The 24550-nt window shown below is 66.1% G+C and carries 29 protein-coding genes; 3 read left to right on the plus strand and 26 right to left on the minus strand.

Translation table 11 applies throughout. The annotated features are described in order from the left end of the window. Positions 1–293: 293 nt before the first annotated feature. The 15 genes from nagZ to rpoE form a co-directional block, all read right to left on the minus strand. Positions 294–1439: a beta-N-acetylhexosaminidase gene (nagZ, locus tag ACMV5O_RS09045; protein ID WP_416163137.1), complete on the minus strand. Its 1146-nt coding sequence runs from the start codon at positions 1437–1439 to the stop codon at positions 294–296. A gap of 19 nt (positions 1440–1458) precedes the next feature. Next, positions 1459–1836: a holo-ACP synthase gene (gene acpS / locus ACMV5O_RS09050; protein WP_416163138.1), complete on the minus strand. Its 378-nt coding sequence runs from the start codon at positions 1834–1836 to the stop codon at positions 1459–1461. 58 nt (positions 1837–1894) lie between these two features. Then, entirely contained in the window at positions 1895–2647 is a 753-nt protein-coding gene (locus ACMV5O_RS09055) for a pyridoxine 5'-phosphate synthase (RefSeq protein WP_416163139.1), read from the minus strand. Continuing rightward, entirely contained in the window at positions 2647–3405 is a 759-nt protein-coding gene (recO, locus tag ACMV5O_RS09060) for a DNA repair protein RecO (RefSeq protein WP_416163140.1), read from the minus strand. The genes ACMV5O_RS09055 and recO overlap by 1 nt, the downstream gene beginning before the upstream one ends. Before the next feature lie 15 nt (positions 3406–3420). Then, positions 3421–4356: a GTPase Era gene (era, locus tag ACMV5O_RS09065; RefSeq protein ID WP_416163141.1), complete on the minus strand. Its 936-nt coding sequence runs from the start codon at positions 4354–4356 to the stop codon at positions 3421–3423. Next, positions 4353–5024 carry a ribonuclease III gene (gene rnc, locus ACMV5O_RS09070; protein WP_416163142.1) on the minus strand — a complete coding sequence of 224 codons (672 nt, stop codon included), beginning with the start codon at positions 5022–5024 and terminating at the stop codon, positions 4353–4355. Before rnc ends, era begins: the two co-directional genes overlap by 4 nt. 4 nt (positions 5025–5028) lie before the next feature. Further along, complete coding sequence (locus tag ACMV5O_RS09075; protein ID WP_416163143.1) at positions 5029–5385, minus strand: DUF4845 domain-containing protein; 357 nt, start codon at positions 5383–5385, stop codon at positions 5029–5031. 22 nt (positions 5386–5407) lie between these two features. Then, a complete protein-coding gene (gene lepB, locus ACMV5O_RS09080; RefSeq protein ID WP_416163144.1) occupies positions 5408–6196 on the minus strand; it encodes a signal peptidase I in 789 nt (262 codons plus the stop codon). Positions 6197–6206: 10 nt separating this feature from the next. Beyond that, the gene (lepA, locus tag ACMV5O_RS09085) at positions 6207–8003 is read right to left on the minus strand and encodes a translation elongation factor 4 (RefSeq protein ID WP_416163145.1); all 1797 of its coding nucleotides are present in this window, start codon (positions 8001–8003) and stop codon (positions 6207–6209) included. Between the two features lie 52 nt (positions 8004–8055). Continuing rightward, complete coding sequence (locus ACMV5O_RS09090; protein WP_416163146.1) at positions 8056–8331, minus strand: glutaredoxin family protein; 276 nt, start codon at positions 8329–8331, stop codon at positions 8056–8058. Continuing rightward, positions 8328–9725, minus strand: a complete 1398-nt coding sequence (locus ACMV5O_RS09095; RefSeq protein ID WP_416163147.1) for a Do family serine endopeptidase — start codon at positions 9723–9725, stop codon at positions 8328–8330. Before ACMV5O_RS09095 ends, ACMV5O_RS09090 begins: the two co-directional genes overlap by 4 nt. A gap of 77 nt (positions 9726–9802) precedes the next feature. Beyond that, the gene (locus tag ACMV5O_RS09100) at positions 9803–10270 is read right to left on the minus strand and encodes a SoxR reducing system RseC family protein (RefSeq protein WP_416163257.1); all 468 of its coding nucleotides are present in this window, start codon (positions 10268–10270) and stop codon (positions 9803–9805) included. Next, the gene (locus ACMV5O_RS09105) at positions 10270–11238 is read right to left on the minus strand and encodes a MucB/RseB C-terminal domain-containing protein (protein ID WP_416163148.1); all 969 of its coding nucleotides are present in this window, start codon (positions 11236–11238) and stop codon (positions 10270–10272) included. Before ACMV5O_RS09105 ends, ACMV5O_RS09100 begins: the two co-directional genes overlap by 1 nt. Continuing rightward, a complete protein-coding gene (locus tag ACMV5O_RS09110; protein WP_416163149.1) occupies positions 11235–11780 on the minus strand; it encodes a sigma-E factor negative regulatory protein in 546 nt (181 codons plus the stop codon). Before ACMV5O_RS09110 ends, ACMV5O_RS09105 begins: the two co-directional genes overlap by 4 nt. Before the next feature lie 9 nt (positions 11781–11789). Next, complete coding sequence (gene rpoE / locus ACMV5O_RS09115) at positions 11790–12389, minus strand: RNA polymerase sigma factor RpoE (RefSeq protein WP_416163150.1); 600 nt, start codon at positions 12387–12389, stop codon at positions 11790–11792. A gap of 244 nt (positions 12390–12633) precedes the next feature. Between rpoE and nadB the strand changes: the two genes are divergently transcribed. Continuing rightward, entirely contained in the window at positions 12634–14235 is a 1602-nt protein-coding gene (nadB, locus tag ACMV5O_RS09120; protein WP_416163151.1) for an L-aspartate oxidase, read from the plus strand. Between the two features lie 52 nt (positions 14236–14287). Here nadB and ACMV5O_RS09125 read toward each other — a convergent pair whose 3' ends face one another. From ACMV5O_RS09125 to ACMV5O_RS09165, 9 genes are all read right to left on the minus strand, one after another. Beyond that, entirely contained in the window at positions 14288–14812 is a 525-nt protein-coding gene (locus tag ACMV5O_RS09125; RefSeq protein ID WP_416163152.1) for a protein YgfX, read from the minus strand. Between the two features lie 21 nt (positions 14813–14833). Next, positions 14834–16069 carry a beta-ketoacyl-ACP synthase II gene (fabF, locus tag ACMV5O_RS09130; RefSeq protein WP_416163153.1) on the minus strand — a complete coding sequence of 412 codons (1236 nt, stop codon included), beginning with the start codon at positions 16067–16069 and terminating at the stop codon, positions 14834–14836. A 102-nt stretch (positions 16070–16171) separates the two neighbouring features. Then, positions 16172–16411, minus strand: a complete 240-nt coding sequence (acpP, locus tag ACMV5O_RS09135; protein WP_002930040.1) for an acyl carrier protein — start codon at positions 16409–16411, stop codon at positions 16172–16174. Between the two features lie 90 nt (positions 16412–16501). Beyond that, the gene (fabG, locus tag ACMV5O_RS09140) at positions 16502–17251 is read right to left on the minus strand and encodes a 3-oxoacyl-ACP reductase FabG (RefSeq protein ID WP_416163154.1); all 750 of its coding nucleotides are present in this window, start codon (positions 17249–17251) and stop codon (positions 16502–16504) included. Between the two features lie 3 nt (positions 17252–17254). Further along, a complete protein-coding gene (fabD, locus tag ACMV5O_RS09145) occupies positions 17255–18184 on the minus strand; it encodes an ACP S-malonyltransferase (protein ID WP_416163155.1) in 930 nt (309 codons plus the stop codon). A 34-nt stretch (positions 18185–18218) separates the two neighbouring features. Further along, the gene (locus tag ACMV5O_RS09150) at positions 18219–19184 is read right to left on the minus strand and encodes a beta-ketoacyl-ACP synthase III (protein ID WP_416163156.1); all 966 of its coding nucleotides are present in this window, start codon (positions 19182–19184) and stop codon (positions 18219–18221) included. Continuing rightward, a complete protein-coding gene (gene plsX, locus ACMV5O_RS09155) occupies positions 19181–20197 on the minus strand; it encodes a phosphate acyltransferase PlsX (protein WP_324538187.1) in 1017 nt (338 codons plus the stop codon). The genes ACMV5O_RS09150 and plsX overlap by 4 nt, the downstream gene beginning before the upstream one ends. Positions 20198–20291: 94 nt before the next feature. Next, on the minus strand, positions 20292–20471 hold the full coding sequence (gene rpmF, locus ACMV5O_RS09160) for a 50S ribosomal protein L32 (RefSeq protein ID WP_324538188.1): 180 nt from the start codon (positions 20469–20471) through the stop codon (positions 20292–20294). Positions 20472–20501: 30 nt separating this feature from the next. Next, positions 20502–21026: a YceD family protein gene (locus ACMV5O_RS09165; protein ID WP_416163157.1), complete on the minus strand. Its 525-nt coding sequence runs from the start codon at positions 21024–21026 to the stop codon at positions 20502–20504. A gap of 169 nt (positions 21027–21195) precedes the next feature. On the opposite strand from ACMV5O_RS09165, the gene ACMV5O_RS09170 reads away from it, so the two are divergent. Then, the gene (locus ACMV5O_RS09170; RefSeq protein ID WP_416163158.1) at positions 21196–21771 is read left to right on the plus strand and encodes a Maf family protein; all 576 of its coding nucleotides are present in this window, start codon (positions 21196–21198) and stop codon (positions 21769–21771) included. After that, a complete protein-coding gene (locus tag ACMV5O_RS09175; RefSeq protein ID WP_416163159.1) occupies positions 21768–22517 on the plus strand; it encodes an SAM-dependent methyltransferase in 750 nt (249 codons plus the stop codon). Before ACMV5O_RS09170 ends, ACMV5O_RS09175 begins: the two co-directional genes overlap by 4 nt. Before the next feature lie 38 nt (positions 22518–22555). Here ACMV5O_RS09175 and ACMV5O_RS09180 read toward each other — a convergent pair whose 3' ends face one another. Then, positions 22556–23212, minus strand: a complete 657-nt coding sequence (locus ACMV5O_RS09180) for an HAD-IA family hydrolase (RefSeq protein ID WP_416163160.1) — start codon at positions 23210–23212, stop codon at positions 22556–22558. Then, entirely contained in the window at positions 23205–24170 is a 966-nt protein-coding gene (locus ACMV5O_RS09185) for an RluA family pseudouridine synthase (protein WP_416163161.1), read from the minus strand. The genes ACMV5O_RS09180 and ACMV5O_RS09185 overlap by 8 nt, the downstream gene beginning before the upstream one ends. Between the last annotated feature and the right edge of the window lie 380 nt (positions 24171–24550).

Here is a 24550-nt window from a genome sequence, read left to right on the forward strand (position 1 = left end):
TCATTCGAAGCCTCGCGTCACTTGGCGAGGGCTTCAGGTGCGTTCGGGGTGCGGGGTTGGGATAAAACCATCGCTGATCCGGAGCGGACGCGGGGCATTCCTTCCATGGGCTGCGGAACTCGCTCGATTCCTCGCTCGGACAGTCCTCGCCCATTCCAGGAACGCCCCACATCCACTCCTGCGCAGTCGGTTCTCAACCGCTTGTGGCGCCAATGGTGCTCAACGGTGTGATCAAGATCGATGCGTTGCGACCGGGAATCCGTTCTGTAGGGTTTGTGGTGCTCGCCCAGTGATTATCCGCGCTTGCTCAGGTCTTCGCTGCGGTGCTCGCCGATGGTGGCGGCCGTCATGGTCGGCGCGGTGTTGCTGTCGTCGGGGATGGCGGCGACGCGGTCGCGCGCCTGAACGTAGACGGCGTGGAGTTCGAGCGCGAAGGGGTCGGCGAGCCAGGCGGGCTGGTGGGCGGTCGGCACGATGGCGGCGAGGCGGGCGAGATTGTCGGGGTCGGGGACGGGGGCCCAGCGGTCGAGCAGTTCGGCGGCGAGGTCCGGGCGGTTGCACACCAGCAGCATGTCGCAGCCGGCAGCATACGCGGCCTTGGTACGGCCGACGATGTCGCCGGCGACGCGGGCGCCTTCCATGTTGAGGTCGTCGCTGAAGATCACGCCCTGGAAGCCGAGCCGGCCGCGCAGGACGTCCTTGAGCCAGAAGGGCGAAAAACCCGCGGGTTGCGGTTCCGGGCTGGGGTCGGCATTCGGGTAGATCACATGCGCCGGCATCACGCCGGCGAGCTGACGGCCGAGGCGGTGCCGGTAAGGGGCGATGTCCTCGTTCCACACGGTGTCGAAATCGCGCTCATCCACCGGCACGTCGTGGTGCGAGTCGGCCTCGACAAAGCCGTGGCCGGGAAAGTGCTTGCCGACCGCGCCCATGCCGGCCTCCGCCATGCCGGCAACCAACGCCTGGGCGAGCGCCGCCACTGCCTGCGGGTTGCGGTGGAAGGCGCGGTTGCCGATCGCGCGGCAGCAGCCGTAGTCGATGTCGAGCACCGGGGTGAAGCTGAGATCAACGCCATGTGCGCGCAGCTCGGCAGCCAGCACGAAGCCGGTCGCGCGCGCGGCCTCGAGGGCGACGAGGTGATCCCGTTCCCACCGCGCGCCCAGGCTGCGCATCGACGGCAGCCGGGTAAAGCCGTCGCTGCGGAAGCGCTGCACCCTGCCCCCTTCGTGGTCGACCGCGATGATCAGCGCCGGGTCGCGCAGCGCGCGGATGTCGGCGGTGAGCGCGCGCAGCTGATCCGATGCGCTGAAGTTGCGCGCGAACAGGATGACGCCGCCGACCAGCGGGTCGAGCAGGCGTTCACGCTCCTCGTCGGTCAGCGCGGTGCCGGCGACGTCGATCATGACAGGGCCGCGGGGGCGGCGGAGGGGGGAATTCATATGCTCGAAGTTCCGGGGCTCAGCCCTGTTCGATCAGTGCGAACGCAACGATGTGCTCGTCCTCGTCGCTGATGCTGAGGTGGGCGCGCAGCCCGTTGTCGCGCATGTGCGCGGCGAGGCGCTCGTCATAGCGGTACTCGGGCTTGCCGCGCGCGTCGTGGCCGACCGCGACCGCGTGCAGCGTGGCCGGCACGGCGACGCCGGTGCCGAGCGCTTTGCCGAAGGCTTCCTTGGCAGCGAAGCGCTTGGCGAGGAAGCGCGCCGGGTCGCGGTGGGCGCGCCAGGCCTCGACCTCGCTCGCGGCCAGGATGCGCAGCGCGAAGCGCTCGCCGTGACGCTCGAGCGCCGCGCGCATTCGCGGCAGTTGCACGAGATCGGTACCGATACCGTGGATCATGCCTCGCCCTGCCCCGCTCCCTGGCGGCCGTTCATCGCCTGCGTTCCTTGCACGCTCGTCAGGCCGTCTGCGCCGCTTCGCGCATCAGCCGCTTCATCTCGGCCACCGCCGCACGCAGGCCGACGAAGACCGCACGGCTGACGATGGAGTGGCCGATGTGCAGCTCGCGGATGCCGTGCAGGCGGGCGATCGGCTGCACGTTGTAGTAGTTGAGCGCGTGGCCGGCGTTGAAGCGCATGCCCAGGCGGCGCACCGCCTCACCGGCGAGGCGGATCTTGTCCAGTTCGGCCACCACGGCCGGCGCCTCGGCGTCGCGGCCGGCGGCATGGAAGGCGTGGGCATAGGGGCCGGTGTGAATCTCGCACACGCGCGCGCCGATGCGCGCGGCGGCTTCGATCTGCTCGAGCTCGGCGTCGATGAACACGCTGGTGACGATGCCGGCGTCGGCCAGGCGCGCGATCACCCCCTTCAAGCGCGCTTCCTGAGCCAACACGTCGAGGCCGCCCTCGGTGGTGATCTCGTGGCGGCCCTCGGGCACCAGCATCGCCATCTGCGGCCGGGTGCGGCAGGCGATGGCGACCATCTCGTCGGTGGCGGCCATCTCGAGGTTGAGCTTGACCTGGGTGAGTTCGGCGAGCCGGCGCACATCCTCGTCGTTGATGTGGCGGCGATCCTCGCGCAGGTGAATGGTGATGCCGTCGGCTCCGCCCAGGTGCGCTTCCGCCGCGGCCCACACCGGGTCGGGTTCCCAGGTGCGGCGCGCCTGGCGCAGCGTGGCGACGTGGTCGATATTGACGCCGAGTTCGATCATCACAGCTCCTGCAATTCCTTCAGCACCCGGCGCGACTGCAGCGGCTGGCCGCCCAGGGTGTGGTTGATCAGCATGCGCAGCAGCTGCTTGGACTGGGCCAGCGTCTCTGCGCGCGAAAAATCGTCGGCCGCCATATCGAGCAGCGTCTGTCCGGACAGCAGCGGCCGGTCGCCGAGCGCGGCTGCATCCACCGACGCCCCCTCGTGCTCGAGCGTCTCCAGCCGCACCGGACCGCGTTCGATTATATAAAGGTAGCGCCCCTCGGGCCGCACCGTGTCGCCGCTCTCCGCCTCATGCGCGAGCCCGGCCTCGTAGCCGAGATCCTGCAGCAAGGCGAGTTCGAAGCGGCGCAGGATGGGCGATTCGGATTCGCCGCGGCCAAGCGCACGCACCGCCTCGCCATAGGCCGAGAAGAGGTGCGGATGCGGGTCCTCGCGCGCGGTCAGGCGCACCAGCAGCTCGTTGAGGTAATAGCCGCAGATCAGCGCGCGCCCGGTCAGCAAGGGCTGCCCGCCCAGCCATTCGGCGCGCACCAGGGTCTTCACCTCGCCGCCGCCGGACCAGTCCATCGACAAGGGCTGAAAGGCCATCAGCACGCCACGCAGCTGCGAATGCGGCCGCCGCGCGCCCTTGGCAACCAGCGCAACGCGTCCATGGTCGCGCGACCAGGCCTCGACGATCAGGCTGGTCTCGCGCCAGGGATGGGTGTGCAGCACCCACGCAGGCTGCTGCTCGATGCGCTGCTTGGGGCCCGCCATGGCTCGCCCGCGGGCTTACTCGTAGCCGAGGCTCTTCAAGGCGCGCTCGTCGTCGGCCCAGCCGCTCTTGACCTTGACCCAGACCTCGAGGAAGACCTTGCCGTCGAAGAGCTTCTCGAGCTCGACGCGGGCCTCGCTGGAGATGCGTTTGAGCTTCTCGCCGCCGCGACCGATCACCATGGCCTTGTGGCCCGGCTTGTCCACGACCACAGCGGCGTGGATGCGGCGCAGGTTGCCCTCCAGCTCGAACTTCTCGATCTCGACCGCAATGCCGTAGGGCAATTCGTCGCCGAGCAAACGGAAGAGCTTCTCGCGCAGGAATTCGGAGGCCAGGAAGCGTTCGCTGCGGTCGGTGATCTCGTCCTCCTCGAACATCGGCGTGCCCACCGGCAGCAGCGGCGTCGCGGTCTTGATCAGCTCGTCGACGTTACGCCCCTTCTCGGCCGACAGCGGCACGATTTCGGTGAAGTCACGCGCCTGGCGCACCTGGTCGATGAAGGGTAGCAGACGCGACTTGTCCTTCAGCTGGTCGACCTTGTTGATGACCAGGATCACCTTCGACGACTCGGGGATTACCGAAAGCACCTTGCGGTCGTCCTCGCTGAAACGGCCTGCCTCGATGACGAAGAACACCAGATCGACGTCGGCCAGCACCTGCGACACGGTGCGGTTCATCGAGCGGTTGAGCGCATTCCGGTGGTGGGTCTGGAAGCCCGGCGTGTCGACGAAGACGAACTGGGCGCCAGGCTCGGTCAGGATGCCGGTGACGCGGTGGCGGGTGGTCTGCGCCTTGCTGGAGACAATGCTGATCTTCTGCCCGATCAGGCGGTTGAGCAGGGTCGACTTGCCGACGTTGGGGCGACCGACGATGGCAACGAAGCCGGCGCGATAGTCCTCGCCAGCGGACGCGGCAGTGGCCGGCGCAGCGGCATTGGGGGGCAGTTCGTTCATGTCTTCCTCAGGGCGGCCAGCGCAAGCTCGGCCGACTGCTGTTCGGCGATGCGCCGGGACGGGCCGCGCCCCAGGGTCCGCACGCCCATCTTGGGGATCTCGCAGGCCACCTCGAACTCCTGCGCGTGGGCCTCGCCCAGCACCTGCACCATCGAGTACGTTGGCACCGCCATCCTGCGCGCCTGCAGCCACTCCTGCAAGGCCGTCTTCGGATCCTTGCTCGGCTTGCGCGGATCCACCTCGGCGAGCAGCGGCGCGTACAGGCGGTCGATGACCTCCTTGGCACGGGCGAAGCCCGCATCGAGGAAGACGGCGGCAAACAGGGCTTCGACCGCATCGGCGAGGATGGAGGGGCGGCGGTTGCCGCCGGACTTGAGCTCACCTTCGCCCAGGCGCAGGCAGTCACCGAGTTGCAGGCCGAGCGCGATGCGATACAGCGCATCCTGACGCACAAGCGAGGCACGCACGCGCGAGAGTTCGCCCTCGCGCAGTTCGCCAAAGCGCTCGAACAGCGCGATCGACATCACGCAGTTGAGGATGCTGTCGCCAAGAAACTCGAAGCGTTCGTTGTTCGGCTGGCCGAAGCTGCGGTGGGTCAGCGCCTCCTCGAGCAGTCTCGCATCGGCGAACACATGCCCAAGGCTGGCCTGGAGTCGATCGGCCGTCATCGACTCACTGTTCCGCGCTGCTCGGATTGAGGTCGAAGAGCAGGCTGACGTTTGCGACCAGCGGCACGGTGCGCTCATAACGCGCCTCGATCACGGTGCGCGGGCCGGTCTTGTTGATGATCAGGTCGGCGCCGGTGACGCTCGACACGTCGTCGATCTGACGCCGGGTGTCAAAGCTGCGGCGCACCTCGACCAGGGTCGCGCCCTTGTCGGACTCGTCGGCAAGCACATTCATGATGCGCTTGACCGCCATGTACTCGGTGAACACGGGCACGGTGCGGAAGCCGATGATGAGCACGAAGGAGGCCAGCGCGCCGACGACCAGCACGCCGAGCAGGCTCAGACCGCTTTGGGTTTTCATGCGCACGATTGTCGCTCCTCGATCAGTGGAAGCTGCCGATCCGCTTCATGTCACTGAAGTTGAACCAGATGAAGAAGGCCCTGCCGACGATGTTCTCTTCGGGCACGAAGCCCCACACCCTGCTGTCGCTGCTGGCGTCGCGGTTGTCGCCGAGGACGAAATAGTGATTGGCCGGAACCGTACAACTCACGCCAGCGCTTGTGTAGGTGCAATTTTCACGAGCGGGGAAGTTGAGCACCTGGGGCACGAAGGCCGGTGCGTCACGCTCGATCAGCACCGAGTGCTCGACCTCGCCCAGCTTCTCGGTGTACTGCGGCGAGTAGTACAGCCGGTCGGGATGCAGATAGGTGCCCGACTCCTCGATGGCGACGACCTCGCCATTGATGCGTAGGCGCTTGTTGAGGTATTCCACTCGATCGCCGGGCAGGCCGACCACGCGCTTGATGTAGTCCAGCGACGGATCCGCCGGGTAGCGGAACACCATCACGTCGCCGCGCTGCGGCTCATTGACGTCGAGGATCTTGTGGTTGATCACCGGCAGCCGGATGCCATAGGTCCACTTGTTGACCAGGATGAAGTCGCCGACCAGCAGGGTCGGGATCATCGAGCCGGACGGGATCTTGAACGGCTCGACGACGAAGGAGCGCAGGCCGAAGACGATCAGGATCACCGGAAAGAAGCTCGCGCCGTATTCCACCCACCACGGCGCCGGGGCGTTGGCCGGGCGCCGCTTGCGGGCATGGAAACGGTCGAGGAACCACAGGGCGCCGGTGGCGACCAGGAGCAGGAAAAGGATCAGGGCGAAATTCATGCGGCTGCCGTCACTTGCCTTCGTCGGTCCGCAGCACCGCGAGGAAAGCTTCCTGCGGGATCTCGACGTTGCCCACCTGCTTCATGCGCTTCTTGCCTTCCTTTTGCTTCTCGAGCAGCTTCTTCTTGCGGCTGATGTCGCCGCCGTAGCACTTGGCGAGCACGTTCTTGCGCAGCGCCTTGATCGTCTCGCGCGCGATGATGTGGGCGCCGATCGCCGCCTGCACCGGCACGTCGAACATCTGGCGCGGGATCAGGCCGCGCAGCTTGCTGGCGAGTTCGCGGCCGCGGTACTGCGCACTGGCACGGTGCACGATCACCGACAGCGCATCGACCTTCTCGCCGCCCACCATCAGGTCGAGCTTGACCAGGTCGGCCGTGCGGTATTCCTTGAAGTCGTAGTCCAGCGACGCATAGCCGCGCGACACCGACTTGAGCTTGTCGAAGAAGTCCATCACCACTTCGTTCATCGGCAGCTCGTAGATCAGCTGCACCTGGCGACCGTGGTAACGCATGTCGATCTGGTTGCCGCGCTTCTGATTGCACAGCGTGATCACCGGACCGACATAGTCCTGCGGCAGGAAGATGGTCGCGGTGATGATCGGCTCGCGGATCTCCTGGTACTTGCCGGGGTCGGGCAGCTTGGCCGGATTCTCGATGCGGATGATCGAGTTGTCGTTCAACACCACCTCGTACACCACCGTTGGCGCGGTGGTGATCAGGTCCATGTCGAACTCGCGCTCGAGGCGCTCCTGCACGATGTCCATGTGCAGCAGGCCAAGGAAGCCGCAGCGGAAGCCGAAGCCGAGCGCCTGCGAGACTTCCGGCTCGAACTGCAGCGAGGCGTCGTTCAGGCGCAGCTTCTCGAGCGAGTCGCGCAACTGGTCGTACTCGGAGGATTCGACCGGATACAGGCCGGCGAACACCTGCGGCTTGATCTCCTTGAAGCCGGGCAGCGCCTCGGCCGCAGGCCGGTTGGCGAGCGTCACCGTATCGCCGACCTTGGCGGCTTCGATCTCCTTGATGCCGGCGATGATGAAGCCCACCTCGCCGGCACGCAGTTGCTCACGCGCCACCGAGCGTGGCGTGAACACCCCCACCTGGTCGCACGGATACTGCAGGCCGTTCGACATCAGCAGGATGCGGTCCTTGGGCTTGAGCACGCCATCGACCACCCGCACCAGCATCACCACGCCGACATAGTTGTCGAACCAGGAGTCGATGATCAGCGCCTTCAGCGGCCCTTCGGGCTCGCCCTTGGGCGGCGGGATGCGGGCAACGATCGCCTCGAGCACGTCCTCGACGCCCAGGCCGGTCTTGGCCGAGCACAGGATCGCCTCGGAAGCATCGACGCCGATCACGTCCTCGATCTCGCCACGGGCGTTGTCGGGATCAGCGGCGGGCAGGTCGATCTTGTTGAGCACCGGCACCACCTCGACATCGAGATCGAGCGCGGTGTAGCAGTTGGCCACCGTCTGCGCCTCGACCCCCTGGGAAGCGTCGACCACCAGCAGCGCGCCCTCGCAGGCGGCAAGCGAGCGGCTCACCTCGTAGGAAAAGTCGACGTGTCCCGGCGTGTCGATCAGGTTCAGGTTGTAGACCTGCCCGTCCTTGGCCTTGTAGTGCAAGGCGGCCGTCTGCGCCTTGATGGTGATGCCGCGCTCGCGCTCGATGTCCATCGAGTCGAGCACTTGCGCCTCCATCTCGCGTTCGGAGAGTCCGCCGCAGAAGTGGATGAGTCGATCGGCCAGGGTCGATTTGCCGTGGTCGATATGGGCGATGATGGAGAAGTTGCGGATATGGTTCATGCGAAACGAAAAGGGTGCCTTGCAGCACCCGTTTTCGGAATGGTTGGCGTCGTCAAGCCCGCGATTCTAGCGGAAAACCAAGGCAATAAGCGCGTACCCGCGCTTCGTCAAGGTGGTAGTGGCAGAGTTCGTGATCGCCATGCAACAGCACCGGCACCAACTCGTCCCAGCGCGCCTCGAGGGCCGGATCCTGATCGACGTCGAAGACCTCGATCGTCCACCCGAACTCGCTGGCGATCGGCTCGAGCGCGTCGATGAGTTCATGGCAGAGGTGGCACCACTCCCGGCTCATGACCGTAAACACCTTGCGCTCGCCGCCCATGCTCATTTCGCCGCCCGCAGGCTGACGTAGGAGCTGAGCTCGCCACGCTGCACCAGGAGCGTGACCTGCTGGCCCGGCTCGAGCGCCGTCACCATGCCCTCGAAGTCCTCGGTCCTGGCGAGTTGCACCTGTCGCCCGGCAACGACCATCGCCAGCACCAGGTCGCCGGGCACGATTTCGGCGCGCGCCGCTGCGCCCTGCGCACGCAGAACCACCAGGCCGTGGTCGATTCCACGTTCGCGACGCTGCACTGGAGTCGGCAAGGTCAGCTCCAGCCCCAGTCGATTCGGGGCTGGCCCTGCGCTTGACCCGCCGCTGGCCAGCGGTTCGGCTTCCGGGTCCTCCCATTCACCGACCGTGAGTCGAAGACTGCGTGCCTCGCCATCGCGGTAGATCTCGACATCGACCTCGCTTCCGGGCCGGGCCGCCGCAACGATGCGTGGCAGGTCGGCCGAGCTCTCGATCCCGCGCGCATTGAAGCGTACGATCACGTCGCCCTGTTCGATCCCGCCGTCCGCCGCCGGGCTGTCGGGCTCGACTGCGCTCACCAGTGCGCCCGCTGCACGTGGCAGACCAAAGCTGTCGGCAAGATCGCGGGTGATCTCCTGGATGGAGACACCGATGCGGCCACGCTGCACGCGTCCCTTGGTGCGCAGCTGATTCTGCACATCCATCGCCACATCGATCGGGATCGAGAACGACAGTCCCATGAAGCCGCCGGTGCGGCTGTAGATCTGCGAGTTGATGCCCACCACCTCGCCGCGCAGGTTGAAGAGCGGCCCGCCCGAGTTACCCGGATTGATCGCGACGTCGGTCTGGATGAAGGGGACGAAGTTCTCGTCGGGCAGACTGCGCCCCTTGGCGCTGACGATACCGGCGGTGACCGACTGCTCGAAGCCGAAGGGCGAGCCGATGGCGAGTACCCACTCACCCACCTTGAGCTGATCAGGGTCGCCCAGCACCACATGCGGCAGATCGCTCGCCTCGATACGGATCAGGGCGACATCGCTGCGCGCGTCGGCGCCGATCACGACGGCGTTGAACTCGCGCTTGTCGGCGAGTCGCACGAGGATCTCCTCGGCCTCCTCCACGACATGCGCATTGGTGAGGATGTAGCCGTCCGCGCTGATGATGAAGCCCGACCCGAGCGACTGATTGTCCGGATCGGCGCCCGGGGCCTCGGGAATACGCGGAATGAACTTGCGGAAGAAGTCGAACATCGGGTCCGACTCGTCGAGTTCGGGGATCTGGAAGGGCAGCCTGGCAGGCGCCTTGCGAACCTGGGTGGTACTGATGTTCACCACCGCCGCCCCCTGGCGGGCAACGAGCTCGGTGAAATCGGGCAAGACCACGCTCGCGCCGCGTGCGACACCCGACCACACGAAAAAGATCAACAACAAGGCCGCAACCCACGCGGTCTGCGCACAGCAGGCTAAGCGACGCGGCCTGAGCACCGGCACACCCGACCCGCAGCGGCTCATCTCGATGCCTGCAGCGTGTGAACGCAGGCAGTGGCCGGCGCCAACTCCATGCGCAAGCGGTAACGCCAGTTGCGGCTGCGCGCCAACAGCCGATTCAGCACCCAGGCCACGGCCAGGCCCGCCCCTGCCCCGACCAGGGCGAACAGATCACCCTCGCCCGAGCCGGCAAACCCGTTGCCAATGGCTGCACCGAGCACCAGCAGCACGGTGGCCAGCCCGTAACTGGCGAGCGCCGCGCTGAGCGGCGCGCCATCGGGAATGGTGATCAGCACGCGGTCACCGACCTGCACCGGTACGCTCAAAGGCAGTACGAATTCGCCCTTGGGCGCACCGAAGGCTTGCGTGATCTGAAGCGAACGACAACCACCGGGCTCGTCGCAACGTCCACAGCCGCCGCCGACATCGGCCACCTTGAGCCAGACCTGCCCACCCTCGACACGCAGCACCTGGGCGCGCGCCTGCATCACTGCGCGACCGCCTGGATGTTGTCACCGATCAGACGCACCGCCCGCTCCGGCGCCTCGCCGAGCGCAGTCACCAAGTGGCCGTTGAGGGTGCGCTTGTAGATGTTGATTGCACCATTCGATACCGGCCCAAGGCCGACGCTGGACCCCTCGCCGATCGGCTCGATGAAGACCGAAATTGCCGCAAGGCCATCACTGAAAACCATATGGACGGCCTGCCCGCGGTCCCGGCCGAGGGGACGACGCATCACCGAACTCAGGCTATAGCCCGGCAAGGCCTGAGCCAGCACCCAGCCGATCTCGTTCCTGGGCATGTCATTGCCACGCGCATTGACCATGCGCCAATCGTCATCCGGCGTGAAGCGCGACTCGAGCAGGTCCATGTCGACGTCGCCACCGATGCGCAGGTCGCTGAAACTGAACTGCTCGATCAGTCCGCCATGCTCGTCCACGGTGCGTGATTTCAGCAGCAGCCCGGTCTGCATTTCAGCCCAGAGGGTGTGGCCATAGCGCAGATCATCACGCGGCTCGAGCACGACCGCCTGGGCCTCATAGCCGGCCACCCGCCCCAGTTCGCCCTTGCGGATGCGGTAGCTTTCGGCAAGACCGTTGAGCGAGGCCGGCAGGCGCGCGGGAAAAGCCCGCCGCCCGCCCGCCTGGTCGATGATCACGGTCCGTTCGTCAGGCAGCACACAACGCACTTCGTTGCCGCGCCGGATGATCTCCCGCGGGCTGCCGTCAAGCACCTCGAGACGCTCGTACTCGCCGCTGGCATCCACCCGATGCGCGATGCGCGAGGTCTCGACGTGATCACCGGACTGATAGACGAACGTGCCGACGTAATTGAGCCGCTGACTTGCAGAGGCGATCCTGCCGAGCCAGGACAGCGGATCCGAAGGCGCCTCGGCATACGCGGGGGTCTGCGCCAGCAAGGCGCACAACCCCAGCACTGCGGAGAAAAACCTCATCGACCCGCACCCTGACGTTGTTCGGAAACGGTGCGGACATATTGCACGCCTGCCGGCAGCGGGCCTCCACCACTCAGTCCTTGATGGGCGAAGACGTACTCGCGATGCGGATCATGCGCGACCGGCACCAAGGCCGTGCGCTCGACCGGCGCACTGACGACCTGTACCGCAGGCGACCCGGCAGCCAGGCGCGGAGACGCCGGCTCGTCCTGCGAATAAAGGGTTGCGGCGACGAGCCCGACGGCCGCCACCCCCATCACCGACGCCGCGATCGGCATCAGCGATTGCCACACGGTTTGTCGGACGCCGCTGCGAGCCGCGCCCTTGGGCGCAAGCAGCGTCGGCTCCTGGTCGAGACCTGCCATCACGCGCGTGACGAAGTCGTTCGAGCCATGCCGATCGCCGCGAAGGGCGTCGCCGATCATGCAGTATGCATCCCACTGCCGCCTCAACTCGGCATCGCTTCGCAGTCGCTCGAAAACAGGACGGCTCGCCTGTTCTTCCAGATCTCCATCGAGCAGCGCCGATAACTTGTCCTTCATGTTTGCCACCTACCAACGTTTGTCCGGGGCCGTATCGAGCAAGGGCCGCAGACGTTCTGCAATTGCTTCACGCGCACGAAAGATTCGCGAGCGCACCGTACCAATCGGGCATTCCATGATGTTGGCGATCTCTTCGTAGCTCAGCCCCTCCAGCTCGCGCAACATGATGGCGGTCCTCAACTCCTCAGGAAGATCAGCCATCGCATCATCGACGGTCTCACCGATCTCTCGCGTCATCATCAGCCGCTCTGGCGTGTTGATGTCACGCAACTGATCACCGTCCTCGAAAGTCTCCGCCTCTTCCGAGTCGAAACTGGTCGAGGTCGGCGCCCTGCGTCCCTGGGAGACAAGGTAGTTCTTCGCCGTGTTGATGCCGATGCGATAAAGCCAGGTATAGAATGCACTGTCTCCGCGAAAGGAACCCAGCGCACGGTAGGCCTTGATGAAGGTCTCCTGCGCCACATCCTCGACTTCGGCGGAATCGCGGATCAGCCTGGACAGCAGACGGTTGAGCTTGCGCTGGTACTTTGAGACCAGCAAGCCGAACGCCTGTTTATCGCCGCGCTGTACGCGCTCGACGAGTTGCTGATCGAGCTCACGATCGCTCATGGGGTATGGTTTCTTCCGGATATTCGAATGACAAAACGTCCGGATTATAAGCGACCGCGTTCAGGTTCAGCACAAATCGAAGACACCGAAACAGACAGGGGGGCTAGAAAATAGTTCAGCCGTCGCCGTGGTCTTTGCCGCCGATCTTCAGCCTTGGCAGGGCCCTGCAATGCAAGGCGGGACAGGCGCGGGGTGTCACCACGCGTGCTATATTTCCGCCGTTCCCACGAGCCCGAGCGACATCTTGCTGAAACAGTACGACGTACTCATTCTTGGCAGCGGCACGGCCGGCCAATCCATGGCACTGCGCCTGGCCGACAGACTGCGCGTTGCACTCGTCACCAAGCGTGAGTTGTCCGACAGCGCGAGCAACTGGGCACAAGGCGGAATTGCCGCTGTCCTGGATACCACCGACAGCGTCGAAGCGCACATCCAGGACACCTTTGTCGCCGGCGCCGGCTTATGCAATCCGCGCTCCACCCGTCTGGTGGTGGAAAACGGCAAGCGCGCCATCGAATGGCTGATCGACCGCGGCGTCCCCTTCACCCGCGAGGCCGACTCGCAGCTCGGCTACCACCTTACGCGCGAGGGCGGGCATTCCCACCGCCGCATCATCCATGCCGCCGACGCCACAGGCGCGGCCGTGCAGACCACGCTGGGCGCCCAGGTTCGCAGCCATCCCAACATCGATGTCTACGAGCACCACATCGCGGTCGACCTGGTCATCGGCGACAAGGTGGGCCAGCCTGCCGCCGGCTGCCTGGGTGCCTACGTGCTCGACATTGACGCCGACGAGGTGCTCACCTTTGCCGCGCGCAACACGGTGCTCGCCACCGGCGGCACGGGCAAGGTGTACCTCTACACCACCAATCCCGACGTGGCGACCGGCGACGGCGTGGCCATGGCCTGGCGAGCAGGCTGCAGGGTCGGCAACATGGAGTTCATCCAGTTCCACCCCACCTGCCTCTACCACCCGCAGGCCAAGTCCTTCCTGATTTCAGAGGCGGTTCGCGGCGAAGGCGGCCTGCTCCGGCTGCCCGACGGCTCGCGCTTCATGCCCGAGCACGATCCACGCGAGGAGCTCGCGCCACGCGATATCGTCGCGCGCGCGATCGATTTCGAGATGAAGAAGCGCGGCCTCGACTGCGTCTACCTCGACATCAGCCACAAGCCGGCAGACTGGCTGCGTGGCCACTTTCCCAACATCTACGCGCGCTGCCTCGAACTGGGCATCGACATCACGCGCGAGCCGATTCCGGTCGTTCCCGCCGCGCATTACTCCTGCGGCGGCATCGTCACGGATCTTGCCGCGCGCACCGACGTGCCCGGTCTGTATGCCGTTGGCGAGTCCGCCTTTACCGGCCTGCACGGCGCCAACCGCCTCGCGAGCAACTCGCTGCTCGAATGCCTGGTGTTCGGCGAAGCGGCAGCCGATGACATCCTGTCGAAGCCGCTGAGCACGCCCCCCGTGCTGCCGGACTGGGACGAGAGCCGGGTGACCGACGCCGACGAGGAGGTGGTGATCTCGCACAACTGGGCCGAGCTGCGCCGCGCGATGTGGGACTACGTCGGCATCGTGCGCACGACCAAGCGCCTGCTGCGTGCGCAGCATCGGATCCGCCTGCTCGAACGCGAGATCCACGAGTTCTACAGCAACTTCCGCGTCAGCAACGACCTGATCGAGCTGCGCAACCTCGTGGTCACGGCCGAACTGATCGTGCGTTGCGCCCTCCAGCGCAAGGAGAGCCGCGGCCTGCATCACTCGCGCGATTTCCCTGACACGCTTGCGCGCGCCCGCGACACGATCCTGCGCCCATGCCGCGTGCCCAAGACCACCGGCCACTGAACCGCCAACCGTCCCGCAAGCGGTGCCGACGCCCGTCGCACCGCCGCGGCGTTCAGGGCCGGGTCGGAACGGCTGCCGAAGTCTGGCCCGACTTGTGCCGCAGCCAGACCCTGAGCTTGCGCCAGGATTGCTCGGCGGAACGATCCAGATTGCCCCGCAGCAGCATCAGCCGCCGCCTGCGGCACGCGCTCCAGCGCGACGGTTCGCCGCCCACCGGCGCCAGCGCGAACCAGATTCCCCACTCGAGATCGACCGCCGACCCCAGCTGCACCTCGCACCACACGTGCGCGTCGCGGCCGGGCAGCGACAGCTCGACATGGCCGTCGTCCTCGAACACCAGGCGCATGTCGCGCTTACCCAACTCGACGACGAGGGCGCGTAGCAGGGATGCTGCCAGCAAGCCCCACACAGCCATCGGGAGCGCCGCGGCGGCAGGCGTCTGGGGCGCGGCGTCCAAGCTGCCGATGCCTAGCGCGGGCACATGAAGAAGCGCCAGTGCAGCCGCCAGATGAGCGACCAGCACTGACGCCAGCAAGGCCCGCGAGGGGCGCAATTCAATGATCAGCGAATCGGGCATGGACTGCCATGCCGACAGCGCTCAGACGCGGCGGAAAACCAGCGTTCCGTTCGTGCCGCCGAAGCCGAAGTTGTTCTTCAAGGCCACGTCGATCTTCATCGGTCGCGCGACGTTGGCGCAGTAGTCCAGGTCACACTCCGGATCCTGTTCGAAGATATTGGTCGTGGGGGGCGAGATCTGGTTGTGGATCGCAAGCACGGTGAACACCGACTCCAGCCCGCCGGCACCGCCGAGGAGGTGGCCGGTCATCGACTTGGTCGAATTGACCACCAGGGTCTTCGCGACATCCAGGCCGAAGGCGAGCTTGATGGCATCGGTCTCGTTCTTGTCCCCGAGCGGCGTGGACGTGCCGTGGGCGTTGAGGTAGCGAACCTCGTCGCCATTGACGCCCGCATCGCGCATTGCGTTGACCATGCTGCGGCGCGGCCCGTCGGTGTCCGGCGCCGTCATGTGAAAGGCATCGCCACTCATGCCGAAGCCGGCCAGTTCGGCGTAGATCCTGGCGCCGCGCTTGACCGCGTGCTCGTACTCCTCGAGCACCATCACGCCAGCACCCTCGCCGAGGACAAAGCCGTCGCGCTCCTTGTCCCAAGGGCGGCTCGCGGTCGCCGGATCATCGTTGCGGGTGGACAAGGCCTTGGCCGAGCCGAAGCCGCCGATGGCGAGGTGGGTCACGGTCGACTCCGCCCCCCCGCACACCATCACGTCGGCATCGCCATACGCGATCATGCGCGCGCTCATGCCAATTGCATGAAGACCGGTGGTACACGCGGTGACCACGGCGAGATTGGGCCCCTTCATGCCGTACATGATCGACAGGTTGCCCGAGATCATGTTGATGATCGTGCCCGGGATGAAGAAGGGCGAGATCTTGCGCGCCCCGCCCTTCAGGTAGTCGTCGTGCGTATCCTCGATCATCGGCAGGCCGCCGATGCCCGAGCCGATATTGACGCCGATGCGATCGGCGTTGCTTTCATTGACCTCGATACCGGAGTCGCGGATGGCCTGGATGCCGGCCGCCATGCCGTAGTGGATGAACACGTCCATGCGGCGTGCTTCCTTGGGCGAGAGGTAGGCCGATACGTCGAAGTCCTTCACCTCGCCAGCGATGCGTGCGGCAAACCCGCTGGCATCGAAGCGGGTGATCGGACCGATGCCGCTCTTGCCGGCAAGCACGTTTTCCCAAGCCTCGGGGACCGTATTGCCGACCGGCGAAATGACGCCCAGACCGGTGACGACGACTCTGCGACGCGACACAGGCAACTCCGTTGGAATCAATGAATGAGAATGGGGGCCTGCCCGGGCCTGCGAAGTGCTGCAGCGGCCGGACAGGAGACGCTAGGAAAGCGTTGGAAATGCTTACTTCTTGAGGTGGGCGTTGACGTAGTCGATCGCCTGCTGGACGGTGGTGATTTTCTCGGCCTCTTCATCCGGAATCTCGCACTCGAATTCTTCTTCCAGTGCCATGACCAGCTCCACGGTGTCCAGCGAATCCGCGCCCAGATCATCGACGAACGAAGACTCGGTCTTGATCTCCGATTCGTTCACGCCAAGTTGCTCAGCGACGATCTTCTTGACGCGCTGTTCGATGTTCTCCATGAACCAACTCCTTCCTGAGGGTGACAGGTGTATTGAAAAAAGACGGCGTATTCTACCAAAACGCCGCGGAACCGCTATCCTGATCCGCGATCAGGACATATACATACCGCCATTAACATGCAGGGTGGTCCCCGTCACGTAAGCAGCGGCAGGTGAGGCAAGGAACGCAACCGCGCCGGCGATCTCTTCCGGCCGGCCGAGCCGCCCCAGGGCGATGTTGCCGAGGAGAGCGTCGCGGGCCGCCTCGGGCAATGCACGCGTCATGTCGGTGTCGATGAAGCCGGGGGCGACGCAGTTCACCGTGATGTTGCGGCTGCCCAGCTCGCGCGCCAGCGCCCGTGTCATGCCCGCCACGCCGGCCTTGGCCGCGGCATAGTTGGCCTGGCCCGGGTTGCCGGCACTGGCGACTACCGAGGTGATGTTGATGATGCGGCCCGTGCGCGCCTTCATCATGCCGCGCATGACGAGCTTGCTCATGCGGAAGACCGCGCGCAGGTTGGTGTCGATGACGGCATCCCATTCATCGTCCTTCATGCGCATGGCCAGGTTGTCACGCGTGATGCCGGCGTTGTTTACCAGGATGCCGATGGCGCCGAAGCGCTTCTCGATCTCGCCCACGAGCGCCTCGCAGGCAGCGCCATCGGTGACGTTGAGCGCCAGCCCAGCGCCCTTGATGCCCGCATCGGCCAGTGCCTTGTCGATGTCGGCCGCGCCCGATTCAGAGGTCGCAGTGCCGGCGACGATTGCACCGAGGCGACCGAGTTCGAGCGCCACCGCACGCCCGATGCCGCGCGATGCACCGGTGACCAGCGCAACCTGCCCTTCAAGCGAAAAGCTCATGTCTCACCCCACTGCCGCAATGGCTTGCTCGAGACTGGCGGCGTCATGCGCCGAGCCCCCTTCGACATCCTTGGCGATGCGCTTGGTCATGCCGGCCAGCACCTTGCCGGGGCCGCATTCAATGACGTGGCTCATGCCGCGAGCCGCCATCGCCTGCACCAGTTCGATCCAGCGCACCGGCGAATAGGCCTGGCGCACCAGCGCATCGCGAATCTTCTCTGGCTCATCATAGACGGCGACGTCGACATTGTTGATGACGTCGATCGCCGGGCGCGAAATCGTCAGCGTCGCCAGACGCTCGGCCAGACGCTCGGCCGCAGGACGCATGAGTGCGCAATGGAAGGGGGCGGACACCGGTAGCAGCACGGCCCGCTTCGCGCCCTTGGCCTTGGCGATCTCACCCGCACGTTCGACCGCGGCTTTGGCACCGGCGATCACGATCTGGCCGGGGGCATTGAGATTGGCGGCCTCGACGACTTGGCCCTGCGCGGCTTCAGCACAGGCCTCGCGCACGGCATCGGCTTCCAGCCCCATCACCGCAGCCATCGCGCCCTCGCCCGCCGGTACCGCTTCCTGCATCGCCTGGGCGCGAAAGCGCACCAGCGGCACGGCATCGGCAAAGGCGAGTGCGCCCGCCGCGACGAGTGCGGAATACTCGCCCAGGCTGTGGCCGGCCACCATGGCCGGCTTGGGGCCGCCCGCCGCCAGCCAGGCGCGATAGGCGGCCACGCCGGCGGTCAGCATCAGCGGCTGCGTGTTCACCGTCAGCGCCAGGCGCTCGGCCGGGCCGTCGCACACCATCGACCACAGATCCTCGCCGAGCGCATCCGATGCTTCCGTGAAGGTGTCACGAATCACGACCGACTCGCCGTAGGCGGCCATCATGCCGACCGCCTGCGAACCCTGGCCGGGAAAAACCAGCGCAAATGCCATGCTGTTCTCCGCTGTTGTCAGAAATTGGGTGGAATCAGAAATCGATCAGGGCTGCGCCCCAGGTGAAGCCGCCGCCCACACCTTCCAGCACCAGGCGCTGCCCGCGCTGGATGTGGCCGTTGCGCACCGCCTCGTCGAGTGCCAGCGGAATGGATGCCGCCGAGGTGTTGCCATGGTGATCGAGGGTCGTGATCACCCGCTCCATCGGCAGCCCGAGGCGCTTGGCCGTGGCCTGGATGATGCGGATGTTTGCCTGGTGCGGAATCAGCCAGTCGACCGAATCGGCGCCCACACCAGCCTGCTCGATCACCTCGTGCGCCACATCGCCGAGCACCTTGACGGCGAACTTGAACACCGCCTGGCCATCCATGCGCAGGAAGGGATCACCGATGACCTGTCCGGATGCGACACCACCGGGCACGCACAGGATCGGGTGATGGCTGCCATCGGCGTGCAGCGCACTGGCACGAATACCGGGCTCGGCCGAAGCCTCGAGCACCACCGCGCCGGCGCCATCGCCGAACAGCACACAGGTGGCGCGATCGGACCAGTCGAGGATGCGGGAGAAGACCTCGGCGCCGATCACGAGGGCGCGCGTGTGACTGCCCGAACGGATGAACTTTTCCGCGACCGCGAGCGCATAGACAAAGCCGGTGCACACGGCCTGCACATCGAACGCGGGGCCGCCGTTGCGGATGCCGAGCTTGGACTGCACGAGGGCCGCGGTGCTCGGAAAGATGTAGTCGGGCGTCGAGGTGGCGACGATGATGAGGTCGATGTCCTCCGCCTCGCAACCCGCCGCCTCGATCGCCCGCTCGGCCGCCTCGCGCGCGAGGTCACTCGCGCCCACGTCGGCGCTGGCGAGATGGCGGCTGCGGATCCCCGAGCGGCTGACAATCCATTCGTCGGATGTGTCGATCCCGCGACCGACCAGGTCGTCGTTGCTCACCGGCTTGCCCGGCAGACAGCTGCCGGTACCCGCGATCCGTGCGTAGATCATGCCTTCACCTCGTTCATGCTCGCCATGCGGTCGGAAATGCGTTCGATCAACCGGTTGGACGCCGCCTCGGCAGCTCGCGCCAGCGCATTGCCGAAGGCGAGCGCATCTGCCGATCCATGGCTCTTGAGTACCACGCCGCGCAATCCTAGCAGGGGCGCGCCGTTGTACAGGCGATGATCGACCCGGTTCTTGAAGCGCTTGAGCACCGGCAGCGCCAGTACGGCCATCAACTTGGTCAGCAGCGAGCGGCCGAACTCCTGCTTGAGGAAGGCGCCCAGCATCTGCGCCAGACCCTCGGAGGTCTTCAGCGCCACGTTGCCGACGAAGCCGTCGCAGACGACCACATCCACCGTCCCTTCATAGATGTCGTTGCCCTCGACGTTGCCGTAGAAGTTGAGCCCGCTCTCGCGCAGCAGCTCGCCCGCCTCCTTGACCACGTCATTGCCCTTGATCGCCTCCTCGCCGATGTTGAGCAGGCCGACCAATGGGCGATCCTTGTGCTCGATCGCCGCCACCAGCATTGCCCCCATGATGCCGAACTGGAGCAGGTGCTCGGCGGTGCAATCGACATTGGCGCCGAGATCGAGGACATAGGTGTGCCCCTTCAGCGACGGCAGGACGGTGGCGATGGCCGGGCGATCGATGCCCGGCAAGGTCTTGAGGACGAAGCGGGAGATCGCCATCAGGGCGCCCGTGTTGCCCGCCGAAACCGCGGCATCGGCCTCGCCTGCCTTGACGAGGTCGATCGCCACACGCATCGAGGAGTCCTTCTTGGTGCGCATGGCGATCGCGGGCGGGTCGTCCATGGTCACCACCTCAGCTGCGGGTCGCACCCGCAGGCGGCCGGCGAATTCTGTCAGCGCCGCGCCGAGCTGGGGCGCAATCGCCTCCTCGCGACCGACGAGGACTGCATGCGCGTCGGGGTGGCTGCGCAGAAAGGAGAGCGCAGCAGGCACGGTCACGGCCGGGCCGTGATCGCCACCCATGCAGTCGATTGCAATGGTGACACCCATCGGCATCTCGCGTGATGTTCAGTAATTGATGTCGGAAAAAAAGCGGCGCAGGCGCCTAGCGCCGTGCGCCGCCCTCGATCTTGCGGGCAGCGGATTACTCGCCCTTGACCTTCAGCACCTTCTTGCCACGGTAGAAACCGTTCGGGCTGATGTGGTGGCGCAGGTGCACTTCACCGGTGGTGGGCTCGACAGCCAGCGCCGGGCCGGTGAGGAAATCGTGCGAGCGGTGCATGCCGCGCTTGGAGGGGGACTTCTTGTTCTGCTGAACGGCCATGAGAAAAACTCCTAATGCAAAATATCGCGCCTATTTCGCGCTGGGACTGCCTCGCAGCGACGCCAGCGCAGCGAAAGGCGATTCTTTCGTCGAGCCGCCCACGACCTGCGGCGACTCACAGTTTTCGTGTCGCGGTGCAATCGGCAAGGCCAGCAGGATCTCGTCCTCGACGAGCGCCAGCGCATCGAGCTCACCATCGACCTCGATCGCATCGACCTCGTCGTCTTCCAGCTCCTCCTCGGCGATCGGCTGCCCGACCCGAACAGGATGAAGCAGGGTATCGACCTTGAGTACCCAGGGCAGGCCGCCGAGGCAGCGCTGACATCCGAGCACGAGCTGACCGCTTGCGGTCAACCTGAGCCGTGGCTCCATGCCGGCGACCCCCTGCACCATCAGCCCCTCGATCTGCCATACAAGCTGGCCTTCGGAGGAGGCCAGCACGTCGGACAGACGCAAAAGATCGGCCACAGCGACCTCACCCCCGATGGAGCGCGCCTCTGCGGCAAACCTGAAAGGGTCCGGGATGAGCCTGGACGGGATGCCTTGTTGCGACATAAGCCGCGCATGATATTATTTTTCCGGCCTTTGTGTAAAGCCTGTGCATGCAGAACGGGAGCGCGAGCACCCGCCATGCCCTCGGCCGCTCGCAGATCCGGTCGCACATCCACACGCCCATGCGGGACAGCCGCCCCGCCCACGCCGGCGCGTACCACCTGGAAACCCGATGAAGCTCGTCCTCGCCTCGACGTCCGCCTATCGCAAGATGCTGCTCGAGCGGCTCTGCATCCCCTTCGACACCGACCGCCCCGAAACGGACGAAACCCCCCTGCCCGGCGAGGCGCCGCCGGCGACGGCAGAACGTCTCGCCGCCGAAAAGGCACGCGCCGTCGCGGGACGCTGGCCCGATGCACTCATCATCGGCAGCGACCAGGTCGCCTACCTCGACGACGAGGTGTTCGGCAAACCCGGCACCGAGGCACGCGCGGTCGCCCAGTTGCAGCGCATGCGGGGAAGGACGGTCACCTTTCACACCGCACTCGCGCTGCTCAACACCCGTAGCGACCATCTCCAGGTGGAAGGCGTCCCCACCCAGGTGCGCTTTCGCGACCTCAGCGACGACGAGATCCGGCGCTACGTCGCCAAGGAGCGGCCGCTCGACTGCGCCGGCAGCGCCAAGTCCGAAGGGCTCGGCATCGCCCTGCTCGACGCCATGCCGGGCGATGACCCGACCGCCCTCATCGGCCTGCCTCTCATCGCGCTGTCGCGCATGCTGCGTGCCGAAGGGCTGGAGCTGCCGTGAGCACGGGCCCGGACAGGACATCGCCAACGCCGGGAGCGCTTTACCTGGTTCCGGTCGCCCTCGGCGAGTCGACGCCGTGGGCGAGCTTCCTACCCCAACAGGCGCAGCACATCGCCGCCCAGCTTCGGCATTTCGTCGTCGAAACCGCACGCGCGGCGCGCGCCCATCTCAAGCAGCTCGACTACCCACACCCGCTGCGCGACACCGACATTCGCGAACTCCCGCCAGGGACCGGGCACGACGCCAATACGGCGCTCGACGCGCTGCTCGCGCCGACACTGGCAGGAGAAGACATCGGCCTGATGTCGGATGCCGGCTGCCCGGCCGTCGCCGACCCGGGCGCCCGCCTGGTGGCACGCGCCCATGCGCTCGGCATTCGCGTCATACCCCTGGTCGGACCTTCGTCGATCCTGCTCGGACTGATGGGCTCGGGCCTCAACGGCCAGAGCTTCTGCTTCCACGGCTACCTGCCGGTCGGCGAAACCGAGCGCGACTCGGCGCTGCGCGCAATTGAGGACGAATCGCGCCGACTCGGACGCACCCAGATCTTCATCGAGACGCCCTACCGCAACGAGCGCATGTTCGACGCGCTGCTGAAGCTGCTCCGACCCGAAACACGCCTTTGCATCGGCTGCGAGCTCAACACCGACAACGAATTCCTGCACACGCGCAGCGTGCGCGAGTGGAAAAAGGCCAACCGTCCTGCCCTCGCCAAGCGCCCGGCGCTGTTCCTGCTGCTGGGCTGACACACGCCTCTGAGGCGCAGCCGCGCCGAGGCCTCGCCTCAGACCGCGTCGAGCAGCCAGCGCGACAGCGCGGACGGGGAATCCAGGCAATCGAGCGGCTGCTCGGCTTCGAGCGCGGCGCGCGAATGGGCGCCGAAGCTCACCGCCAGCGCTGCGGTCCCCGCATTGCGCGCCATCTGCAGGTCGTGCGTCGTGTCACCAACCATCAGCGTGCGCTCGGGCCGCACGCCGAGCTCATCCATGAGCTCCTCCAGCATCGCCGGATGCGGCTTGGAAAAGCATTCGTCCGCACACCGCGTTGCATGGAAGTAAGGCGCCAGACCGGTATGTTGAAGCACGCGATTGAGGCCGAGCCGACTCTTGCCGGTCGCCACGCCGAGCATGAAGCCGCGCCCGGCGAGCGTGCCGATAAGCGCCTCGACACCCTCGAAGAGACTCAGCTCGCGATCCGTCGACAGATAGTGATGCCGATAGCGCTCGACCATTCGGGCATGGTCCGCGGCGGGCAGCTCGGGCACGGCGTGCTGCAAGGCGTCAGCCAGGCCGAGCCCGATCACGTAGCGCGCCCGCTCGTCCGACGGCGCCGGCAGGCCGAGGTCACGTGCGGCGGCCTGCATGGCACGCACGATGGCGCCCGCCGAATCCATCAGCGTCCCGTCCCAGTCGAAGACGATGAGGTCGAATCGTTCAGTCATGCGTGTGCGCCTTCTCCGCAGCGTCGAGATGATCGACGAAACCCTTCAGGTCCGGCGGCAGCGGCGACGCGAAAGCGAGGGTCTCGCCGCTGATCGGATGCTTGAAACTGAGCTGCGCCGCATGCAGGAACATGCGCTTGAGCCCCTCTCCCTCGAGCCGCTTGTTGAGCGCGAAGTCGCCGTACTTGTCGTCACCGCACAGCGGAAAGCCAAGGTGGGCCAGATGGACGCGGATCTGATGCGTGCGCCCGGTCTTGAGTTCCACCTCGAGCAGACTGAAATCACGCCAGCGCCGGATGAGCCGCATCACGCTGTGCGCCGCCTTGCCCTCCTCGCTCACCCGCACCCGCCGCTCGCCCTCGGCGGTGAGGTACTTGTGCAGCGGGGCTTTCACATGCTGCAAAGGGTTGGCCCAGCGACCGGGCACCAGAGTCAGGTAACGCTTCTCGACCTTGCCCTCGCGCAACATGTCGTGCAGCGCGGTGAGGGCCGACCGCTTCTTGGCCACGATCAGCAGGCCCGAGGTCTCGCGATCGAGCCGGTGGGCAAGTTCGAGCATCCTCAGCTCGGGGCGCTGCGCCCGCAACTGCTCGATCACCCCGTAGCTGACACCACTGCCCCCATGCACGGCCTTGCCCGAGGGCTTGTCGATCACCAGCAAGGCGTCGTCCTCGTACACCACCGGCAGCGGCTGCCCCGCCGGCGCCGCGCGCGCGCGCGCCGGTTCGGCCACACGCAGCGGCGGAATGCGCACCTCGTCCCCTTCGACGAGACGGTAGGTCTGCTGCACGCGGCGCCCGTTCACGCGTACCTCGCCGCTGCGCAGGATGCGATAGACGTGGCTCTTGGGCACGCCCTTGGCGATGCGCAGCAGGTAGTTGTCGATGCGCTGGCCGGCCGCCGCATCATCGATGCGTTCGTGCCGAACCGCGATCGCTTTGCCATCGATAGTCGTCATGAAATATACTTCTGCGCGGTTAACCCGGTCGCTGCCACCCAAGTGCGACGCGTCGCCATTTCATGCAGGTCGAAACATCTGCATCGGGACGTGCGCAGACTGCTGGCAATGAGCCCTGAAGAGCGCTCCCGGCTTGACCGTTGCCCGCCATCCAAGGCCGAAAAGGCGCCGATGGTAACGCAACAGATCCACTTCGACATACCCATCCAGCCCCCGGGTTGGATTTTGATGCGCACAGCGCACACGCAGGATCAAATGCGCCGGCCCGGCGGCCCACACGGCCGACCCGGCCGGTGCAAGAGAATATCGACCAGCCGACCCATCACAGCCCGACAAACCCACCGGATGAAAGCAGCAGACCTACCCAATCGCTCCTGATC

This window comes from Thauera sp. WH-1 (assembly GCF_047806685.1).
GTDB lineage: Bacteria > Pseudomonadota > Gammaproteobacteria > Burkholderiales > Rhodocyclaceae > Thauera.

What these genes read in the sequence shown, in the direction of transcription:
- nagZ (WP_416163137.1), bottom strand. Translation starts at nt 1,439, where the DNA reads ATGAATTCCCCCCTCCGCCGCCCCCGCGGCCCTGTCATGATCGACGTC.
- acpS (WP_416163138.1), bottom strand. Translation starts at nt 1,836, where the DNA reads ATGATCCACGGTATCGGTACCGATCTCGTGCAACTGCCGCGAATGCGC.
- ACMV5O_RS09055 (WP_416163139.1), bottom strand. Translation starts at nt 2,647, where the DNA reads ATGATCGAACTCGGCGTCAATATCGACCACGTCGCCACGCTGCGCCAG.
- recO (WP_416163140.1), bottom strand. Translation starts at nt 3,405, where the DNA reads ATGGCGGGCCCCAAGCAGCGCATCGAGCAGCAGCCTGCGTGGGTGCTG.
- era (WP_416163141.1), bottom strand. Translation starts at nt 4,356, where the DNA reads ATGAACGAACTGCCCCCCAATGCCGCTGCGCCGGCCACTGCCGCGTCC.
- rnc (WP_416163142.1), bottom strand. Translation starts at nt 5,024, where the DNA reads ATGACGGCCGATCGACTCCAGGCCAGCCTTGGGCATGTGTTCGCCGAT.
- ACMV5O_RS09075 (WP_416163143.1), bottom strand. Translation starts at nt 5,385, where the DNA reads ATGAAAACCCAAAGCGGTCTGAGCCTGCTCGGCGTGCTGGTCGTCGGC.
- lepB (WP_416163144.1), bottom strand. Translation starts at nt 6,196, where the DNA reads ATGAATTTCGCCCTGATCCTTTTCCTGCTCCTGGTCGCCACCGGCGCC.
- lepA (WP_416163145.1), bottom strand. Translation starts at nt 8,003, where the DNA reads ATGAACCATATCCGCAACTTCTCCATCATCGCCCATATCGACCACGGC.
- ACMV5O_RS09090 (WP_416163146.1), bottom strand. Translation starts at nt 8,331, where the DNA reads ATGAGCATGGGCGGCGAGCGCAAGGTGTTTACGGTCATGAGCCGGGAG.
- ACMV5O_RS09100 (WP_416163257.1), bottom strand. Translation starts at nt 10,270, where the DNA reads ATGCAGGCGCGCGCCCAGGTGCTGCGTGTCGAGGGTGGGCAGGTCTGG.
- ACMV5O_RS09105 (WP_416163148.1), bottom strand. Translation starts at nt 11,238, where the DNA reads ATGAGGTTTTTCTCCGCAGTGCTGGGGTTGTGCGCCTTGCTGGCGCAG.
- ACMV5O_RS09110 (WP_416163149.1), bottom strand. Translation starts at nt 11,780, where the DNA reads ATGAAGGACAAGTTATCGGCGCTGCTCGATGGAGATCTGGAAGAACAG.
- rpoE (WP_416163150.1), bottom strand. Translation starts at nt 12,389, where the DNA reads ATGAGCGATCGTGAGCTCGATCAGCAACTCGTCGAGCGCGTACAGCGC.
- ACMV5O_RS09125 (WP_416163152.1), bottom strand. Translation starts at nt 14,812, where the DNA reads ATGCCCGATTCGCTGATCATTGAATTGCGCCCCTCGCGGGCCTTGCTG.
- acpP (WP_002930040.1), bottom strand. Translation starts at nt 16,411, where the DNA reads ATGGAGAACATCGAACAGCGCGTCAAGAAGATCGTCGCTGAGCAACTT.
- fabG (WP_416163154.1), bottom strand. Translation starts at nt 17,251, where the DNA reads ATGAGCTTTTCGCTTGAAGGGCAGGTTGCGCTGGTCACCGGTGCATCG.
- fabD (WP_416163155.1), bottom strand. Translation starts at nt 18,184, where the DNA reads ATGGCATTTGCGCTGGTTTTTCCCGGCCAGGGTTCGCAGGCGGTCGGC.
- ACMV5O_RS09150 (WP_416163156.1), bottom strand. Translation starts at nt 19,184, where the DNA reads ATGATCTACGCACGGATCGCGGGTACCGGCAGCTGTCTGCCGGGCAAG.
- plsX (WP_324538187.1), bottom strand. Translation starts at nt 20,197, where the DNA reads ATGGGTGTCACCATTGCAATCGACTGCATGGGTGGCGATCACGGCCCG.
- rpmF (WP_324538188.1), bottom strand. Translation starts at nt 20,471, where the DNA reads ATGGCCGTTCAGCAGAACAAGAAGTCCCCCTCCAAGCGCGGCATGCAC.
- ACMV5O_RS09165 (WP_416163157.1), bottom strand. Translation starts at nt 21,026, where the DNA reads ATGTCGCAACAAGGCATCCCGTCCAGGCTCATCCCGGACCCTTTCAGG.
- ACMV5O_RS09170 (WP_416163158.1), top strand. Translation starts at nt 21,196, where the DNA reads ATGAAGCTCGTCCTCGCCTCGACGTCCGCCTATCGCAAGATGCTGCTC.
- ACMV5O_RS09180 (WP_416163160.1), bottom strand. Translation starts at nt 23,212, where the DNA reads ATGACTGAACGATTCGACCTCATCGTCTTCGACTGGGACGGGACGCTG.
- ACMV5O_RS09185 (WP_416163161.1), bottom strand. Translation starts at nt 24,170, where the DNA reads ATGACGACTATCGATGGCAAAGCGATCGCGGTTCGGCACGAACGCATC.